Origin of the sequence: Thermoanaerobacter kivui (assembly GCF_000763575.1) — a bacterium.
Lineage (GTDB): Bacteria > Bacillota > Thermoanaerobacteria > Thermoanaerobacterales > Thermoanaerobacteraceae > Thermoanaerobacter > Thermoanaerobacter kivui.
The window spans coordinates 1,864,095-1,882,301 of record NZ_CP009170.1 but is presented as its reverse complement, the minus strand read 5'-3'; the positions used below and the strand labels follow the sequence as shown (position 1 = coordinate 1,882,301).

Annotated in this window: 20 protein-coding genes, 2 tRNA genes and 4 pseudogenes; 23 read left to right on the top strand and 3 right to left on the bottom strand. The window is 34.3% G+C overall.

The features are described 5' to 3' along the window. Positions 1-128 precede the first annotated feature (128 nt). The 6 genes and pseudogenes from TKV_RS09525 to TKV_RS12505 all read left to right on the top strand — a co-directional run. Positions 129-1,604, top strand: coding sequence for an ASKHA domain-containing protein (locus tag TKV_RS09525; RefSeq protein ID WP_049685737.1), 1,476 nt, complete (start codon positions 129-131; stop codon positions 1,602-1,604). 289 nt (positions 1,605-1,893) lie between these two features. Next, a complete protein-coding gene (locus tag TKV_RS12150; protein ID WP_084574239.1) occupies positions 1,894-2,259 on the top strand; it encodes an ArsR/SmtB family transcription factor in 366 nt (121 codons plus the stop codon). Between the two features lie 62 nt (positions 2,260-2,321). Continuing rightward, the gene (locus TKV_RS09515; RefSeq protein ID WP_049685736.1) at positions 2,322-2,867 is read left to right on the top strand and encodes a (Fe-S)-binding protein; all 546 of its coding nucleotides are present in this window, start codon (positions 2,322-2,324) and stop codon (positions 2,865-2,867) included. 30 nt (positions 2,868-2,897) lie between these two features. Then, on the top strand, positions 2,898-3,725 hold the full coding sequence (locus TKV_RS09510; protein WP_049685735.1) for a sulfite exporter TauE/SafE family protein: 828 nt from the start codon (positions 2,898-2,900) through the stop codon (positions 3,723-3,725). A 54-nt stretch (positions 3,726-3,779) separates the two neighbouring features. Beyond that, positions 3,780-4,106, top strand: coding sequence for a 4Fe-4S dicluster domain-containing protein (locus tag TKV_RS09505; RefSeq protein WP_049685734.1), 327 nt, complete (start codon positions 3,780-3,782; stop codon positions 4,104-4,106). 163 nt (positions 4,107-4,269) lie between these two features. Beyond that, positions 4,270-4,452: pseudogene (locus TKV_RS12505) on the top strand (IS110 family transposase); the annotation flags it as partial. Between the two features lie 29 nt (positions 4,453-4,481). Here the strand turns inward: TKV_RS12505 and TKV_RS09500 are convergent. Next, on the bottom strand, positions 4,482-4,733 hold the full coding sequence (locus tag TKV_RS09500) for a hypothetical protein (protein WP_236617248.1): 252 nt from the start codon (positions 4,731-4,733) through the stop codon (positions 4,482-4,484). Positions 4,734-4,878: 145 nt separating this feature from the next. Between TKV_RS09500 and TKV_RS09495 the strand changes: the two genes are divergently transcribed. The 8 genes from TKV_RS09495 (at position 4,879) to trxB (ending at position 10,159) form a co-directional block, all read left to right on the top strand. Then, positions 4,879-5,997, top strand: a complete 1,119-nt coding sequence (locus TKV_RS09495) for a GerAB/ArcD/ProY family transporter (RefSeq protein ID WP_049685732.1) — start codon at positions 4,879-4,881, stop codon at positions 5,995-5,997. 454 nt (positions 5,998-6,451) lie between these two features. Beyond that, positions 6,452-6,537: transfer RNA gene (locus TKV_RS09490), tRNA-Tyr, on the top strand. A gap of 3 nt (positions 6,538-6,540) precedes the next feature. Continuing rightward, a tRNA-Lys gene (locus TKV_RS09485) sits at positions 6,541-6,616 on the top strand. A 138-nt stretch (positions 6,617-6,754) separates the two neighbouring features. Then, entirely contained in the window at positions 6,755-8,269 is a 1,515-nt protein-coding gene (locus TKV_RS09480) for an FAD-dependent thymidylate synthase (RefSeq protein WP_049685731.1), read from the top strand. A gap of 19 nt (positions 8,270-8,288) precedes the next feature. Beyond that, complete coding sequence (locus tag TKV_RS09475; protein WP_049685730.1) at positions 8,289-8,603, top strand: MazG-like family protein; 315 nt, start codon at positions 8,289-8,291, stop codon at positions 8,601-8,603. A 78-nt stretch (positions 8,604-8,681) separates the two neighbouring features. Continuing rightward, on the top strand, positions 8,682-8,864 hold the full coding sequence (locus TKV_RS09470; protein ID WP_049685729.1) for a spore coat protein: 183 nt from the start codon (positions 8,682-8,684) through the stop codon (positions 8,862-8,864). Between the two features lie 16 nt (positions 8,865-8,880). Further along, positions 8,881-9,156, top strand: coding sequence for a spore coat protein (locus TKV_RS09465; protein WP_049685728.1), 276 nt, complete (start codon positions 8,881-8,883; stop codon positions 9,154-9,156). A gap of 88 nt (positions 9,157-9,244) precedes the next feature. Beyond that, positions 9,245-10,159, top strand: coding sequence for a thioredoxin-disulfide reductase (gene trxB / locus TKV_RS09460; RefSeq protein ID WP_049685727.1), 915 nt, complete (start codon positions 9,245-9,247; stop codon positions 10,157-10,159). A 28-nt stretch (positions 10,160-10,187) separates the two neighbouring features. Here the strand turns inward: trxB and TKV_RS09455 are convergent, their stop codons facing one another. Then, complete coding sequence (locus TKV_RS09455) at positions 10,188-11,186, bottom strand: LysM peptidoglycan-binding domain-containing protein (RefSeq protein ID WP_049685726.1); 999 nt, start codon at positions 11,184-11,186, stop codon at positions 10,188-10,190. Positions 11,187-11,291: 105 nt separating this feature from the next. Here TKV_RS09455 and cwlD point away from each other — a divergent pair, with 105 nt between their 5' ends. The 6 genes and pseudogenes from cwlD (at position 11,292) to TKV_RS09430 (ending at position 14,112) form a co-directional block, all read left to right on the top strand. Beyond that, positions 11,292-11,969 (top strand): N-acetylmuramoyl-L-alanine amidase CwlD, encoded by a 678-nt coding sequence (cwlD, locus tag TKV_RS09450; RefSeq protein ID WP_049685725.1) that lies wholly within the window; start codon positions 11,292-11,294, stop codon positions 11,967-11,969. A gap of 71 nt (positions 11,970-12,040) precedes the next feature. After that, positions 12,041-12,688: pseudogene (ppaX, locus tag TKV_RS09445) on the top strand (pyrophosphatase PpaX). A 20-nt stretch (positions 12,689-12,708) separates the two neighbouring features. Beyond that, positions 12,709-12,870, top strand: a pseudogene (locus tag TKV_RS12500) (AAA family ATPase); the annotation flags it as partial. A gap of 117 nt (positions 12,871-12,987) precedes the next feature. After that, positions 12,988-13,260 carry a hypothetical protein gene (locus tag TKV_RS13630; protein WP_236617247.1) on the top strand — a complete coding sequence of 91 codons (273 nt, stop codon included), beginning with the start codon at positions 12,988-12,990 and terminating at the stop codon, positions 13,258-13,260. 131 nt (positions 13,261-13,391) lie between these two features. Next, positions 13,392-13,589 carry a hypothetical protein gene (locus TKV_RS09435; protein ID WP_049685724.1) on the top strand — a complete coding sequence of 66 codons (198 nt, stop codon included), beginning with the start codon at positions 13,392-13,394 and terminating at the stop codon, positions 13,587-13,589. 108 nt (positions 13,590-13,697) lie between these two features. Next, a pseudogene (locus TKV_RS09430) lies at positions 13,698-14,112 on the top strand (universal stress protein). Positions 14,113-14,121: 9 nt separating this feature from the next. On the opposite strand, the gene TKV_RS09425 reads toward TKV_RS09430, so the two are convergent. Continuing rightward, positions 14,122-14,781, bottom strand: a complete 660-nt coding sequence (locus TKV_RS09425) for a BON domain-containing protein (RefSeq protein WP_049685723.1) — start codon at positions 14,779-14,781, stop codon at positions 14,122-14,124. Between the two features lie 141 nt (positions 14,782-14,922). Here TKV_RS09425 and cdaA point away from each other — a divergent pair, with 141 nt between their 5' ends. The 3 genes from cdaA to buk all read left to right on the top strand — a co-directional run bounded on the left by cdaA (position 14,923) and on the right by buk (position 18,204). Next, a complete protein-coding gene (gene cdaA / locus TKV_RS09420) occupies positions 14,923-15,756 on the top strand; it encodes a diadenylate cyclase CdaA (RefSeq protein ID WP_049685722.1) in 834 nt (277 codons plus the stop codon). Next, complete coding sequence (locus TKV_RS09415; RefSeq protein WP_049685721.1) at positions 15,746-16,936, top strand: CdaR family protein; 1,191 nt, start codon at positions 15,746-15,748, stop codon at positions 16,934-16,936. Before cdaA ends, TKV_RS09415 begins: the two co-directional genes overlap by 11 nt. Before the next feature lie 203 nt (positions 16,937-17,139). After that, positions 17,140-18,204, top strand: coding sequence for a butyrate kinase (gene buk / locus TKV_RS09410; protein ID WP_173402354.1), 1,065 nt, complete (start codon positions 17,140-17,142; stop codon positions 18,202-18,204). The last annotated feature ends 3 nt before the right edge of the window (positions 18,205-18,207 follow it).

Here is an 18,207-nt window from a genome sequence, read left to right as displayed (position 1 = left end):
TTTACATTTAGGTTAGGCAAGAGTATACTTAAAAGAAAAAACAAAAAAGGGGTAATAAAGATGGGATTTGCAGATCAAAACAATAAAAAAGATTTTTTATTTACAAAAACTTTCTTGAGGTGAGTAAAATGGCAAAGGTTTTTTTTAAGCAGTATCTAAAAATGAAGTTACCGGGACAAGGTGATAATATAGCCTATGTAGATAGAGTAAGAGAGAAGTTGGAAAATTTGCTCCATGGAAGGGTTGAAATTCCTTTTGAATTGTACGAAAAAATATACAAGGAATTTGAAAAAGGAAAAGGCGAGGTTACCTGCTCTTTGATGTATGATGAGAAGTATCACTTGTTGTCAATTCAAGCAGGTAGAGTAGAGGAATGTTACGCAGTTGCCATTGACATAGGAAGCACCACAATATCAGCAGAGTTGATTGATCTTAACACTGGTGAGGTTTTAGATTCAGCAAATTGTACCAATTCGCAAGTCAAGATAGGGGAAGATGTTCTGCATCGAATGTTTCATGCTTTCAACAACAAAGCAGGAAGGGACGAACTTCAGAAGTTGGTGGCCGGAGATATTTTGTCTATCCTTGATAGATTCTCTAAGAAAATAGACATGGAGAATCTGTTAGGTATAGGCATAGGGGCTAATACTGTTATGGTCCACCTGCTTTTGAATCTTCCCATAGAGACAATTTGCAGGGTGCCTAAAACCCCTATAATAAATGCTCCGGGCTTTATCAAAGCTGCAGATATAGGTATTAATGTAAATTCATTTGCAAGGATGTATATCTTGCCAAGCATTGGCAGCTATGTAGGTGGGGATGTTGTAGGCGGAATATTGATTTCTGATATGTGGAAGAAAGAAGAGGTTTCTTTTTTTATCGATATAGGCACAAATGCAGAAATGATGCTTGGAAACAAGGACTGGCTACTTTGCGCAGCTGGAGCGGCAGGTCCTGCTTTTGAAGGAGGTAGCCTTGAAAAAGGCATGAGGGCAATGGAAGGGGCTATTGATGAAGTCAGATATGAAGATGGCAAATTTAAGTTCCATGTTATAGGCGATGTCAAACCGATTGGCATATGTGGTACAGGTATGATAAAGCTTTTATCTGAGCTATTTATTCATGGTCTTGTAGACAGAAGAGGCAAGCTTATAAATGGTGATAGGATATTCATTACAGAGGATGTTTACATTACTCAAAACGATATAGATAATTTTATGAGAACAAAGGCAGGAGCTAATGCAGCCGTTTCGTATATGCTGGAAACTATGAATATAAACTTAAGTGACCTTGACAAATTTTATGTAGCAGGCGCGCTTGGTGAATACATTGATATAGAAGCGGCGATAAACATAGGGATGTATCCTGACATTCCAAGAGATAAATTTGTCATTCTTGGGAATACATCCTTAAAGGCTGCGAAAAAGATGCTCATGGAAAGAGAGGCTCATAAGGTTTTAAAGGATATTAAAGAGAACCTCACATATATGGAGTTAGGTGAGGAAGAGGGCTATATACACTACCTTGAAAAAGCTTTATTCCTTCCTCATACCGACCTTAGCCTTTACCCAAGCGTTGAGAAAAGGATTAATTTAAAAAGATAGGTTCTTTGTCAAATAGTCTCATAACAGTTGCAACTGACACGTTTGTTGACTTAGCAATTTCGCTCATACTATAATTACTACCAAGTTGGCTTATGATATAAGTTAAAATTTTTATAAAAATCATGGTAAAATATTAAAATACTTAATAAACACACTTGTTTTATATTTGTCAACACTTTCTGTTAGGTTTTTATGTAATTTATCAAATAGAAAGTGTTGACAAATACATTTTTGAGGTATAAAATCTAAATATAAAAATATTTTTATATTTAGATGGGAGTGATGTAATATCGAACAAAAGAGCATCGATATATTAAAAGCTTTAGCGGATAATAACAGAATAAGTATTTTATTTCTCCTTTCTAAACACGAAATGGCAGTTTGTGAAGTCATGGATGCTTTAAAAATGTCCCAGCCAGCAGTATCACATCATCTAAAAATATTGAAACAAGCGGGATTAATTAGAGACTCAAGAGAAGGTAAAATGACCTATTATTCGCTTGACATTGAAATGTTCAATAACTGTATGAAAGTTTTGGAAAATGAGATTTTTTCAGTAATTAGAAGCAATCTGAAAAATGGCATATCTTGTTCACGAATACGTTCTTCACCTGATTTATGTGAGAAAATCAAGAAAAATCTTTTAAAATCATAAAGCAAATATTTTGGATCTGAAATTAGAAAGCACAATTCAAAAATGGAGGGATTAAAATAAAAATGGAAAACACAATTATTAAGCATTATGAGGTAAAAATTGATTATGCAGCGTGTCATGCGGGTGGTGAAATTCTTGTAGCAACAATAAAGGTGGACCGTGACCTTACAGAAATACTACCCTATATCAATGCTCTAGCCGAAAAGGCAAAATATCTTTCTAATTTAAATTGGATAAAATTCAACTTCAAAGGATTTCCTGAAGAGTGCAAAGGCAAGCCATGGACGGTTGCAATCCAAGGAGATACCATTTCGCTTAGACCTTTCTTAGATAAAGATGTTGCCAAAGAAATCTGTGATGAATGTATCAAATATATCAACGATATTATTAGTCGCAAAGGTCAAATAACACCAAGTTACAAAGAATGGAAACAGCCAAAAGCAATTGACATCTTTAAGTATTTACCAAAGAGCAATTGTAAAAAGTGCGGATTACCTACATGCATGTCCTTTGCTACAAAATTATCATTAGATGAAGTAGCCATTGATGATTGTCCAGAATTGATACCAGATTCAGAAAATTATCAAAAGATAGCTGAAATGTTTTAAGAATATAAAAGATTTTAGGAGGGATTGAATATGACCATATTAACAGAGGTCATAATATTGCTGATAACTGGAGCAGCTGTTGGTTTTGCTTCAGGTATGCTGGGTGTAGGTGGATGCTTTATTATGGTTCCGGTTCAGTACTGGATTCTACAAAAATTAGGTGTTGATCCTACCATTGCTATAAGGGTGGCTTTCGGCACTAACCTGATGGTTGTGCTTCCTACATCAATCAGCGGTGCGATTACACATAATCGTAAAGGTGCTGTAAGATGGAAACAAGGAATACTCCTTGGAATATCAGCTTTTGCAGGTTCCTTTTTAGGTGCTTATATTGCTTCTAAGACACCAGGGGCAGTTCTTACAAAGGTATTTGGCATTGCTGTGGTTTTAGGAGCTATCAGAATGGCAACCGCAAAACCAATGAAGCAGGAAAAAGAGATTGTAGATAATGTATGGACATATATAATATGTGGTGTATTGTTAGGCATTGTATCAGGAATCATTGGAATTGGTGGCGGAGTATTAATGGTACCTGTTATGGTTCTCGCTTTAAGGTTCAAAATGCATGAAGCTATTGGAACATCTATGGTTATGATGGCATTTTCAGCTTTAGGTGGAGCAATATCATATATGGTAAATGGCTTAGGAATTGCAGGATTACCTCCGTATTCTACAGGTTATGTTAATTGGGTGCAGTTCGGGGCTTTGGCTGCCACAAGTATCCCTTTTGCAGCAATTGGCTCATTAGTTTCACACAAAGTTCCTGCAAAACAGCTTAAACTCCTATTTGCTATAGTATTCCTCTACATGGGATTAAAGATGATAGGAGTGTTTCAGTGGTTGCATTTGCCGATTTGAGTTGTGCAAAAGGATTAACTTTAATGTAATTAAACTAAGCAAGGATGAATTTTCATGGCTTGGTTAACTGGATATCCAAGAGAAAAAGTAAATTGGTTTCCCACAATTGATCATGATAAATGTGTTAAATGCGGGATGTGCATGAATTGTGGCAGAAATGTTTATGAGTGGACAAAAGAAGGACCTATTGTTGCACAACCTTATAATTGCATAATAGGTTGTAATACATGTGCCAATCTTTGTCTTGGAAATGCAATTTCCTTCCCAAACTTAAACGAATTGCGTGAACTTTACAAAAGGGAAGGCATATGGGAAAAAGTCAAAGAGCAACTACAAAGAGAGGTAAGCTTGATATTAAAAAGGAGCTGTCAAGAAAGATAGTTGGCGGCCTCTTTTTTTGTGAGTTGAAATTACAAATATATGAAGATAAATTATAATTCATAAATTTTTAATTTGATAAATAATCATAAAAATTATTGATTTAACTAAAAAGAGTTACCAATAAAAGAGTAGGCATAAAAAGAGCAGAAAAACTCATTGAATAAATCTTCTATACAGAGCAAGCCTAACACTGGTAGCCAAAAACAAAGAATTCAAAGCACTTTACAACTACTTTTTAAAAAGGCGAGAAAATCCTTTAGAGAAGAAACAAACATTAATTGCGATTTCAGTAAAGCTCATAGGAGTTATGTTTACACTTGCCAAGAAAAGACCCCGAGAAACATGATAGGGTAGTTTTTTAGTAGAATTTCAATTCTATTTGCATAAAAAACTTAATTGATTCCAAAGATTTATCATGGGTTTATAAATTATACCCACAATTTTGCTCACTGGTTCTATTGTTATATCAAATATCCACAAAATATACAAAATATAACTTACTGAAAGAAGGATAAAAGATATGATTATCTCTTTCCACTTTTTTTGTTTAAAAAGTGGGACAAACTCTACAGTTGCTGTAATCACAAAAACTATTGTAAGAATAGTTATCTCTAACACTTCTAACACCTCATATATCTCATCTTTTTTAAATTCCTTGTCCTAATTCGTCAGTTTTTAAGAGGTATCTATAATTTATTATTTCGTTCATTAAGGAATATTATTTATTTTTTTTCAAATAATATATATAAGTTTAACAAGGAAGGGAGAAACTATGTTAAAAAAAATTGAAAAAAGCGAAATAACATCAGGAAAGAAATTATCTATGAAACAATTCATATTTCTTATAATTATAATCATAACAGCTACAGAAAGTGTATGTCTTCCGTCCTTCGTGGCTTCTTATGCAAAAGAAGATTCGTGGTTATCTGTGATAATCTCAACCATCTTCAGTGCTTTTATTTTTTTAATATATTATAAATTGGCAATGATATTTAAAGAACAGTCCTTATTTGAATATATTGAAAAAATTACAGGAAAATTTATTGGGAAAATTATATCAATACTATATCTTCTATTTTGCCTTAATGTAGCATTTGTTGTAACAAGACAACTTATAGAAATTATGAATACTGCCTTTATGCCGGAAACACCTGCCCTGGTGTTCCTTATCGTCACAACAATCCCTGTAATATATGCTGTATCAAAAGGTCTTTTTGTCATTGCCAAGATGAATGAGATTCTTCTCCCTTTTGGAATATTTGCCCTAATTTTTTTAACAGTAATGTCTCTGCGCAATGTAAAACTTGATAATTTTACACCAATTTTAGCAAAAGGAATTCTGCCTCCTTTAATTGGTTCTTTTCCAATAACTTCATGGATCCTTGAAAGTGTCATTCTACTTGTTATTTTTCCTCATATTGAACAAAAAGAAAAAACCTTAAAAGGAGGCCTTTTCGCAATAATAATAGTAGGTTTCGTCTCTCTTATAGGTGTTCTTCCAATAGGAATTTTTGGTGCTGAGACGACTGCTAATATGCAGTTTCCTATATTGGAACAGGCTCGCAACATAAGAATAGAAAATTATACTGCGAGGTTTGATGTCTTTATTGTATCCATATGGATTACAGGGATTTATATAAAGATCGCTGTATTTATATACTTTTTCCTGAAAGGCATTGAAGAAATTTTCAAATGTGATGATTATAGATTTGCTTTGCTCCCCATGGCAACTTTCCTCTCGATTTTACCTGCCTATGCCTGCAGAGATATAGGAAATTTTCTTGAATACCTAAAAAAAGTCTTTACAACAGAAAACCTTATAATAGAGATAATAATACCTGTGCTACTTTTTATTATAGCAAAGATTAAAAAATTAGATAAAAGAAACTAGATTAGTAAATAAATTGATATTTTTGTTCTTGTCAATATAGTAGGCAAAATTTTTAATCGAGATGTTGACCTTTTTAGGATAGACAATTAATGAATTATTCATATTTAATGTATGAAGTTGCTAATAATGGAATCATGATGTAATCTAAAAAGTAAAGGCATCATTCAAAAAATACCATCCCTAACTCTTGACAAAGAACCTAAAATGATATAACATAAATACAATAGCAACAAGTAAATAAAATATTCAATACTTGACTACACGGGTTTAAATCGAAGCCGGTGTAGGAGGGTTAAAAAACAGAGAATAAGTGCTATATAAATTCTTGACATTATCAACCATGCAAAAACTCTTTACAAATCGCAATTTATATGATAGAATATCATCTGTAAGTCGTTCTTGAGCTTGGTAAATGAAGAAAGGACTTTTTTTATTGCTCTTTTCTTAAAAACTTGGAGGGATACCCAAGCGGCCAAAGGGGGCAGACTGTAAATCTGTTGGCTATCGCCTTCGATGGTTCGAATCCATCTCCCTCCACCATATGACCCATTAGCTCAGGAGGTAGAGCACCTGCCTTTTAAGCAGGGTGTCCCGCGTTCGAGTCGCGGATGGGTCACCATTTACGAGGAAAACAGTTATCGACAGGATAACTGTTTTTTTGCTTTTTAATCTTTTTTCTTTTTGAAAAATGGTTTTATGATATAATAATATAAAGTGCAAAAGCATTGATTTTATAATTTTGAAGGGAGTTTTTGCCATGAAAATGAGAAAGCTGTCCCATGAGGAAGAAAGGCTTTTAGAAAACTTTGTAACAGATGTATACGGTCCTGTCTATTTCATACACTCTTTACCCGAATTTATCATACCTCCTATAAATTCAAAAGTGAGCAGGAGAGATACAAGTTGGAGGCTTAATATAATTGAATCCTTGACAGATGGAGATTTGGACATAACCGAGTACATACCTAAGCACAGTATACCTTTGGAAAAAGCGATACAAAAGGCTAAAGAATTTCACGAAAAGTGGGTGGAAAGGTTTGGCCATTCTTCCATTGCGGAACAGCATTTAATGCATTTGTGTGTAGAAGATGTTTCGAGGCTTTTATCAGGGGATATTGAGCTTATGAACAGACGACCGGCTTTTATAGAGTGGAGCCAGAGGTACCAAAAGCCAACCAAAGACAAAGTTGTAATACCTCCAGAACTTGAGGAATATCCAGAGTTAAAAGAAAAGTTTTTAAAAGTGTGGAATATTTCTTATGATGTTTATGAAAAACTTGTAGAAGTGCTGACAAAATATTTGGCAAAGACAGAGGAGAAAAAAGAGGGAGAAAGCGAAGAGAAATTTTACAATAGAATCAGTAAAATAGCTTTTGAGGATGCGAGATATGCTCTTCTTTTAGCTACAAGGACAAGCTTTGCAGTGGCGTTAAATGCGTTGGATTTACAGGATATTGTAAGGAAGCTTTTTGCGCATCCTACTATAGAGGCAAAATTATTGGCTGAAAGGATAATAGAACAAGGTGAAAAAATTGTTCCCAGTATGCTAAGACATACAAATCCTACTACTTATCAATTAAAAGTTCATGATAGGTTAAAAAATTTAGCGAATTTTGTAAAGGAAGTCGAACCTTCGGATGAGGATGTCATTTTAGTAGATTATACAGGGAAAGATAGCGAATATTCTCCTGAAGATGTTGTAATCATGCATATTTTGTTTACATATTCAGGAAAAAGTTTTAAAGCAGTACAAAATGCAGTAAAAAATATGACAGAAGAGGAAAAGACAAAAATTATACAAGAGGCAGTTAAAGAAATTGGTGAGTTTGACCATTTGATAGAGGCTTTTAAATCTGTAAGGTTTAAATTTCAATTGAAAATAAGTGAAGCAAATTGGCATCAGCTTTTAAGACACAGGACAATTGTCTTTGATTACAGTGAACCTACAATTGAAAATGGTTTTGTCATTCCCCCAAATATAGAGAAAGCCAACGCTACTGAGACTTTGATAGAAGCTATAAAAGCTTCAGAAGAGTTGTACAGAGTGTTAAAAGAAAAACTGCCATCAGTAAGCTCGTATGTGGTTACGAATGCGCACAAGCGTTTGGTACTTATGAATGCGGATTTATGGGCTTTTGACCATTTTGCAAATTTGAGATGCACTAATGAAGCTCAATGGGATATAAGAAACGTGTCTTTTAAGATGCTGGACTTGATTAAAGAAGTGGCACCTCAATTGACACCATTTATGGCAAGGCGAAAAAGAGCTTAAAAAAATGAGGGATGGGATTATGAAAACGAATTTTAAGGAGATAAGCTTGCCTAAACTCAATAATTTGACGCCATCATTGGAATCCACGGCTCTTAAATTAATGGAGGAAGCTGGAGAATTGGCGCAAGCTATAGGAAAATTTAGAGGTTTAAATGGTGAGAATGTCACCCTAAGTGAAAAAGAAATTATGGAAAAAGTTTCTGAAGAGCTTTTAGATGTGGCACAGGTAGCGGTTTCAATGATGTTTGTTTTGGAAGAAAAATACAATATAAATATAGAAGAAAAACTCAAGGAACATATAGAAAAGTTAAAAAGAAAAGGCTATATAAAATAAAAAATATGCGGAGTTATCCTGCATATTTTTTATTTTTGTGCGCATATTAAAAATGAAATCTAAGAAGGGAGGGTAAATATGCAACTTACAAGCAAAGAATTACTTTACCTGGATGATATTTTATCATTACAGCAAAACATGACAAAGACGTTAAATGATTATGCTACAAGATGTCAAGACCCACAACTTAAGGCATTGTGTCAAAATCTCGCTAATAGATGTCAAAATAATTTTAATTCACTATTAAAACATTTAAGTTAGGAGGAGTGTAAAGAGTATGTACGGAAATACGCAGATTACAGATAAAGATATAATGATGAATGTATTAGGAAATTACAAATTGGCGATAGAAATGTTAAGCCATGCGGCAGTTGAATCTGCTAATGAAAGCATACGAAGAGAATATATAAACATTTTGAATTCTGCATTTGAGGACCAAAAATCGGTTTGGAACTCTGTCAACCAAAGAGGATGGTATCCTGTAAAGCCTGCACAGCCTCAAGATATACAGGAGGCAAGGAATAAGTTTAGACAGCCGGTAGGGATGATGTAAATATAAAAAGTTTGTGATATAATAATGGAAGCAGTGTTTTTCCTGCTTCCATATTATATTTTATTTTCAAAGGAGGAGTGATTTTATTATGTACGACCTAATCATCTTAGGAGGGGGTCCTGCTGGACTTACTGCAGGATTGTATGCTGCAAGGTCAAGGCTTGACACTGTTCTTATTGAAAAAACTTATCTGGGAGGGCAAATAGTTAATACATACCAGCTAGAGAATTATCCCGGTTATGAAGAGATAAGCGGTGCTGCCCTTATTGCAAAAATGGAAGCCCAAGTTAGAAAACATGGTCTTAAAATTGTAAATGAGGATGTTGAAAGCATAGATATAGCAGGGGATGTTAAAAAGGTTACCACTTCCAATGGTACTTATGAAGCAAAAGCTATTATTTTGGCGATGGGCGCTACGCCTAAAAAATTAGGCGTTCCAAATGAAGATAAATTTATAGGGGCGGGTATATCTTTCTGTGCTACCTGCGATGGAGCTTTTTACAGAGATGCTACTGTGGCAGTCATAGGCGGAGGAAATACAGCAGTAGAAGATGCCTTGTATCTAACTAAGTTTGCCAAAAAGGTTTATATAATTCACAGAAGGAATGAATTAAGAGCTACTAAGATTGAGCAAGAAAAGGCCTTTGCAAATGAAAAGATTGAATTTATTTGGGATACTGTAGTAGTTGATGTAGAAGGAGAGTATGGAGTAGAGAGATTAAAACTTAAAAACGTTAAGGCTGGTGAAGAAAGCACACTAAATGTTGATGGAGTCTTTGTGGCGATTGGATATGCTCCTAATACAGAACTGGTCAAAGGAATAGTGGACCTTGATGAATACGGGTATATTATCACAGATGATGACATGCGAACCAATATTCCAGGAGTTTTTGCTGCAGGCGATATAAGGCATAAGTCTTTAAGACAAGTAGTAACAGCAGCAGGAGACGGCGCAACAGCTGCTTATATTGCAGAAAAATATATAGATAGCTTAAAAAAATAGTCAGGATTTTTCCTGACTATTTTTTACATTATTCTTTTTCTTCTTCTTTTTCTTCTTCTTTTTCTTCTTCAACTACCTCTTGTTGTACTTCTTGATAATGAATGGTTTGCTGTGAAGGAGCAGGGATTATAATTCTTTGGCCGGGGTAAATTAAATTAGGGTCTTTAATATCCGGATTTGCCTTTAATATGGCGTATACTGTTGTGTTATAGGCTTTTGCTATATTCCACAGAGTGTCACCGGGTTTTACTATATAAACTTTTCCCAATGGAGTAGGTGTTGTAACAGGTGGGGTTCCGAACAATAGGGCGTTCCATGTCACATCATCGACAATGCCTGTTACTGGCAATCCTCTGTTTTGTTGATAAGCTTTTACAGCTGCTTCTGTTTTTGAACCGAAGATTCCATCAATAGGGCCGGGGTCAAAACCTAAGGATTTTAGCCTTGCTTGGAGATTTACTACAAAGGGCCCTCTATCTCCAATCTTTAGTGTGGGGTATTCAATAGGTGGCGATGTAGGACAAGGGATTATCAAAGTTTGGCCGGCGTATATCAAGTTTGGATTTACCAAGTAATTTGCTTTAATTAGTGCATCTACTGACACCCCAAATTTTTGGGCTATACTCCACAAAGTATCACCTGGTTGTACAGTGTAATAAGTTGGGCAAGGCCTTTGAGGAGGAGTTTGGGGAGGTAGAACAGGCTGTGGTGCTGTTGTTGATGCTCCAGGAATAAACAGTCTTTGCCCCGGATATATGGTATAGGGATATGTGAGGTTGTTTGTGTAAATAATAGCTTCATAAGGGACGTTGAACTTTTGAGCTATAAGATATAGCGTATCTCCCGGCTGCACAGTATAATAATTTCCTTGTACCGGAATGATAAGCGTTTGTCCTGGATATATCAAAGATGGATTTATGATATTGTTTCTTGCGATAATGGCATCAACTGAAGTGTTAAACTTTTTAGCAATTGAAAATATCGTATCTCCTGGTTGTACTACATATGTGAATTCCAGAGTAACCATGTTTTTACCCCCTTTCTTTAATCATAATATGTGAATTTTCTTATTAAGTGACATATAAAGTCTTTTAAGTGAATAATTTTTACTAAAAGAGAAGGGGATGTGGACATGAGGCTTACAAGATGGGCAGTGTTTTTAATGATTGTAGGCTTAATAATAGCGTTATATAATGCAAAAGAGAGATATATACCTGCTTTTAAATTTGTTCCAATAATGAACAAAGTCATTGTGATAGATGCAGGTCATGGCGGGCATGACCCTGGAAAGCCGGGGAAATACGGTAAGGACGAAGACGAGTTAAATCTCGAGATTGCGCAAAAACTGAAAGAGCTTATAGAAGAGAGTGGAGGCCTTGTGATAATGACGAGAGAAGACGATACTTTGTCTGATGCTTCACTTTCAAAGGATTTAAAAAATAGGGTTGTTAAAGCAAATGAAGCGATGGGAGACATTTTGATTAGCATTCATTTAAACAGTTTTAGTCAGTCAAAATATAAAGGAGCACAAGTATTTTATCAAAACAACTCTGAAAAAGGTAAATTGTTGGCAGAACTTATTCAGCAAGAGTTAAGAAATACTTTAGACCCTAGCAATGACAGAATGGCAAAAAGTTCTAACAGCTATTATATTTTGCGAAACGCTAAAATGCCGGCGGTCATTGTAGAATGCGGTTTCATGTCAAACCCTGAAGAAGAAAGGCTTTTAAATGACGAAAAGTATCAATATAAAATTGCTTGGGCAATATATAAAGGCATAATCCATTATTTTAAACAAGTTTCAGAATAATAAGTTTTGTTAGACTTTGCCCCTTGTTATGAGGGAATTTTTTTTGTATACTAAAATAAGCGAAGATATTTATGAAGGGAGATAATATGGGGATAACAACAGTACTTTTTGATTTGGATGGTACAATTATTGACACGAACGAACTTATTATAGAATCTTTTAAATACACAATAGAACAACATTTAGGGTATACAATAAAACCAGAGGATGTCATACCTTATTTTGGAGAACCTCTTCCTACAACTTTAAAGAGGTTTAGTGAAGATAAATGAGGATTGTTGATTGATACTTATAGAAATTATAACGAGATGAATCACGATAAATACACAAAAATAAGGGAAGATGTAAAAAAAGCCCTCGAATTAATGTATAATAATGGTATAAAAATGGGTATAGTTACATCTAAGAGAAGAGATTTGGCTATAAGGGGGTTAAAGCTTTTTAACATTGAAAAATATTTTGATACAATTGTGGCATTAGAAGATACAGAAAAGCACAAACCGCATCCTGACCCGATTTTAAAAGCTTTAGAACTATTAAAGATAGACAGAGAAAATGCTTTAATGGTGGGAGATAGCCCTTATGATATATTATGCGCTTATAACGCTGGTGTAAATAGCGTGGCTGTTAAGTGGACAGTCCTACCTTTTAGCCTCATAGAGGAGGCAAAACCTACCTATGTAATTGATGACATGATGGAACTTTTAAAAATAATTTGATGTAAATGGCGGAGGTAAAAATGGATAACATTATTATTGATAAAATTATAGAAAATATAGAAAAAGTAATAATAGGTAAAAGAAAGATTATTGAGTTGGTGATAATAGCTTTGCTAGCTTAAGGACATGTCCTCATAGAAGACGTGCCGGGGGTTGGAAAAACGTCCCTTGTAAAGGCATTGCCTTTGCTGTTTTCAGCGGCGGAGAGGTATTGTATTTTCTTGTTTATGAGTTTGCTTTTTTTATAGTTTTAAATTACCTTTATCTGGGATCTTGATAAAAATCACTTTTTAAATGATGTGCACGGATTTTTAGATGAAAATTGCGCAGAGTGCATGGTTTCTATAGCAAAATTTTGCCTTTCCAGCAACATCCCCATAAGCCTTATAGACCATAACACTGGAAAAATGCAGGTAAGGGGTAAAACCATAAGGGATTTTACAGCTTTTATGACTGCTTCTTTGAAAAATTTTCCCGTTTATGAAAGAAATTTAGAAGACTTTTTAAGGCTGTGCAAAAGCATTCCTTATGATGTGACACTTATTCTAATAACTCCTTATTTATTTAGATAATGTTATTTTGGGTGAGCTGTCCAACTTAAGAAGAAACAGAGACTTAATAATTTATTATGTAAACAACCCAAAAGAAATAGAAGAGAAAATCAATAAACTCGATATTAAAGTTGTCCTTTGGGGGAAATACAATGGCAAAAGATTTAAAGCAAAATCTGTTTGAATATATTATGACAGCATGTCTGTCGCTGGTGGTAATACACGGTTTTTTAGGTTTTGATAACGTGACACGTATATACAATGAAACGGTATATGGGAAAATGCTGCCTTCTAAAGAAGATGTAATATACTTAAGAGAATTTATGAAAAACTTAAGGAAATGGAGGTAATAAGGAGTAGAGAAAGTTGAAGCCTTGTGCAAAGATTTGACGTAAGATAGAAAATTCACATATAATATTAAATGAAAGAGTATTGCACCTGAAAAGGGTTTTCTTAAAATGGTTTTAAGTTACGAGCCTGGCGTAAAGAGCAGGATCATGGTTTGCGTAACCCCGCAAAAAAGCTGCCGCAGGCTTGTGGAAAGAGGTGCTGAAAGAGCAAGAGAAACTAATGGCGAATTTTGTGTTGTATACGTTAATAAAAATAATGACATATCAACAGATTTTAAAAAAAAACAAAGTTCTTCTTGAGCTCTTTGATTTAGCACAAAAAATGGGTGGAAGAGTTTCTATTTTGGTGGGTAAAAAAATCTCAAAAACGCTGGCAGAATTCGCAAAAGAAAATAATATAACTGAGATAATAGTAGGCAAGTCTTTAAGGTCTGCTCTGGATGTTATACTTCATAAAGATGTGATAAATCCATTGAAAAAAGAAGTAGAAAAGAATGACATAAGAGTAGAAGTCATAGAATGACATACCCTTCTATGACTTCTCTCTAATTTTTATATGATTTATCACTTTTTTTACCCCATTTACGCTTTGAGCTGCTTCATTGGCTAATTCTTTTTCTTTTAAATTATTTACATATCCACTTAATGTTACTGTCCCGTTGTTTGCTGTAATAACTAAATCAGGCAAACTCAAATCATAACGAGACAGCTTTTGTACTACTAAATTTACAATAGACACATCATCTATTTTATGTTCTTTGTTAAGTTCTAATTTGCTTATTACACTTTTGACACCCATGGCTTGGGCTGCTTGACTTATGCTTTCTATTTCTTGCTGTGCGTTATTAATCTTTCCATATAAAGTTACGATACCGTCGGTTACATCAACACCTAATTCTCCTATTTCTTCATGAAATTTGGAGTTCTGAAGATTTCTCAAAACACTCTCCTTTATATCTTTGTCTGTTATTTTGCTGTCTATTGCAATTGTGATGTTATTTTCTACTTTTTTTACGCCTTCTACGCTTTCTGCTATTTTTTGAGCGTGATTTTTTTCGGATAAGTTATCTACTATTCCATACAAAGTTACATGACCATTGATACACCGGACATTTATATCTACTCCGTAAGAGACCTTTTCCTTTTCTAATTTTTCCTTTATATTTTTTTCTATAATTTTATCTTTATTCATTTTCATCCTCCTTATTTTTTGCTAAAATAATTTTTCCACTTTAATTAAAATTTAATTCAGTTTAAATTATTTTTTATTCAAATTTGTTGTATAATTAATATGTACACACAATTTACCACAAAGCCTTGAGAGGTGAATTTTTTGTTTAATGGACTTATAGATATCATAAAAACGATGCGAATTACTGACGTTATAGATATTTTAATAATAGCCTATGTCATGTATCGCTTAATTATGGTAATACACAAAACAAGAGCGGAACAGTTACTTAAGGGTCTTGCTGTGCTCATTGTCATCACTAAATTGAGCGAATGGCTGCAACTTAGGACAGTCAATTATATATTGCGAAATGCTATGACTGTAGGAGTTATTGCGCTTTTAATTGTTTTTCAACCGGAGTTAAGGCGTGGATTAGAGTCTTTAGGTAGGAGTGGCTTCTTAGGCAAGAATTTCTTCTTTTTTAATGAAGAGGAAAAAGATATGTCTGAGGTTTTGGGAGAGATATGCGATGCAGTGCAATTTTTGTCCCGCTCAAAAATAGGAGCTTTAATTGTTTTAGAAAGGGAGACAGGCCTTAATGAGCTTATTGAAACTGGCATAGCCATGGATTCTAAAATTTCCAGTGAGCTTTTAATAAATACCTTTATACCTAATACGCCCTTACACGATGGAGCTGTCATAATTCGTGGAGATAGAATTATGGCGGCAGGTTGCTTTTTGCCTTTAACAGACAACCAAAATCTAAGTAGTGAATTAGGAACACGTCATAGAGCGGGAATAGGTGTTACTGAAATATCTGATGCAGTAGCGATAATCGTTTCTGAAGAGACAGGCACTATATCTCTTGCGCAAAATGGCAGGCTTTCAAGGCATCTAGATGCAAAGACTTTGAAAGAGGTATTGTCCAGCATCTTTGAAGTAAAAGAAAACAAGAAGCCTGTATGGAAAAAATGGGGGAACAAACATGCTGACTAAAGACTTTACAATAAAATTGCTGTCACTGGTATTGGCTTTTTTACTGTGGCTTTATGTAATGGGAGAAGAGAATCCAGAAATTCCTTATGAAATAAGCAATGTGCCTGTCAAATTGATTAATAGCGATACATTAGAGAAAAAAGGACTTATTGTTTTAGATGAAAAAAATTATACGGTGAATGTAAAAGTAAGAGGAAGGCGCAGTGATGTTTTAAATATAGCAGCTCAGAATATATCAGTTTTTGCAGATTTAAGCAGAGTAAATTCTAATGGGACAAATGTTATTCCTGTTACAGTAGAAGGATTACCTAGAAATGTCTCATTAGTTTCAATAAATCCGCCAGAAATAAAAGTAGAAATAGATAAAATTGCAAAAACGCAAATGCAGGTTACCGTAAAAATAATTGGCAATGTGATGGATGGCTATGCTATGCAACCTGCTGTTCCAACGCCAGGAGAGGTATTAGTGATTGGGCCAGAAAGCAAAATTAATCTTATAAAAAATGTTATAGCTGGGGTCAATGTTTCTTATAAAAAAGAAGATATAAAAATCTCTGTTCCAGTGGTTGCTGTTGACAGAGAAGGAAAAGAAGTAAAAGGCGTTACTATTACTCCTAATCTTGTTGAAGTGTATATTCCCGTAAATAAATCTATTCGTGTGCCTGTAGTTCCTAAAATATTCGGGAAACCAATGGAAGGATATATGATATCATCTGTAAATGTACTGCCAGAGTACGTATATATTACTGGTGATGAGACTGTCCTAAATACGATAAAATCTATAAGCACTAAGCAAATCGATATTTCTGGTAAAAATGAACCTGTCACTTTAAATGTACCTTTTGATTTGCCAGATGGTGTGAAACTTGTTAAAAGCGATATTAATGCAAAAGTATATATAGATATACAAAAAATAGCAACTAAAGAGATTACTATAAGCAATATAGATATAAGAGGAGCAGATAACAAAAATGCTGTAATTCAAAATCCGGAAATAATTGTAACAGTATCTGGACCTGAAAGCATTGTTGATGGAGTTACTTCTGCAGATTTCAATGCATATATAGATGTAACTAATTTATCACCTGGTACGCATTCTTTGGCTGTAAATGTAACGACTAATCTAAACTTACAAATAATAAAAATAAAGCCTGATAAAGTAACTGTAAATATCCAATAAAAGCGGGGGATACCCGCTTATTAATTTACTTAAAACTCTATCAATTCCACAAAATATAAACCTATTATAAAAAAATTTTAATTTAAAAGAAGGATTTTTGACAAATATGTAGAATTAAAATATTGTAAGGTTAAAAAATTTTTAATAACACTCAAAAATTGTAATAGAACATCATATTATGTATTAAGAAGGGGCAGGTGAACCTGTTGAAAGTTTTAGTTATCAATCCGGGTTCTACTTCTACTAAAGTGGCGTTGTATGAAGAGGAAAGAGAAATTGTAAAAACAGAGATTGCCCACGACATTGAAGCGCTTAAAAAATATAAGAGTATCATTGAGCAATTTGATTTAAGGTTAAATGCTATAAATTATTGGATAGAGCAAAATAACATAAAGTTGAAAGAAATATCTGCAATTGTGGTAAGAGGTGGACTTATAAAGCCGGTCCAAAGTGGTACTTATCTTGTAAACGATATTATGCTTGAGGATTTGAGAAAGGGAGTTGGAGGTGAACATGCTTCAAATCTCGGTGGACTAATTGGAAGAGCTATAGGAGATAAGTATAATATTCCTGTTTATACATTAGATCCTGTAGCTGTTGATGAAATGGAAGATGTTGCAAGAATTTCTGGCCTCCCTGAACTTCCAAGAAAAAGCCAATCTCATGCTTTAAACATAAAAGCGTGTGTTCATCGATATGCAAGGGAAAATGGTATTAAAGAAGAGAAATTGAATCTTGTTGTGGCTCATATGGGGGGAGGTATTTCGGTAGCGGCGATAACGGGAGGAAAAATTGTAGATGTAAACAATGCAAATCAAATGGGGCCCTTTTCACCTGAGAGGACAGGCAGCCTGCCATCGATGAAAGCTGTTGACCTTTGTTATTCTGGTAAATACAGTTTTGATGAGATGAAGAAAAAAGTTGTAGGTATGGGCGGAATGGTAGCCCATCTTGGGACAAATGATGCGAGAGAAGTAGAGAGACGCATACAAAATGGTGATAAAAAAGCTAAATTAGTTTTTGAAGCTATGGCTTATCAAATTGCAAAGGAAATTGGCAGAATGGCGGCAGTATTAAAGGGGGATGTGAAATCAATAATTTTAACTGGTGGACTTGCTTATTCTAAACGACTAATAGAGATAATCATTGATATGACCAGCTTTATTGCACCAATAACCCTATATCCAGGGGGAGATGAAATGGAAGCTTTAAGAGATGGTGCATTGAGGGTTTTAAGAAATATTGAAAAGCCCAAGATTTATAACTGATGA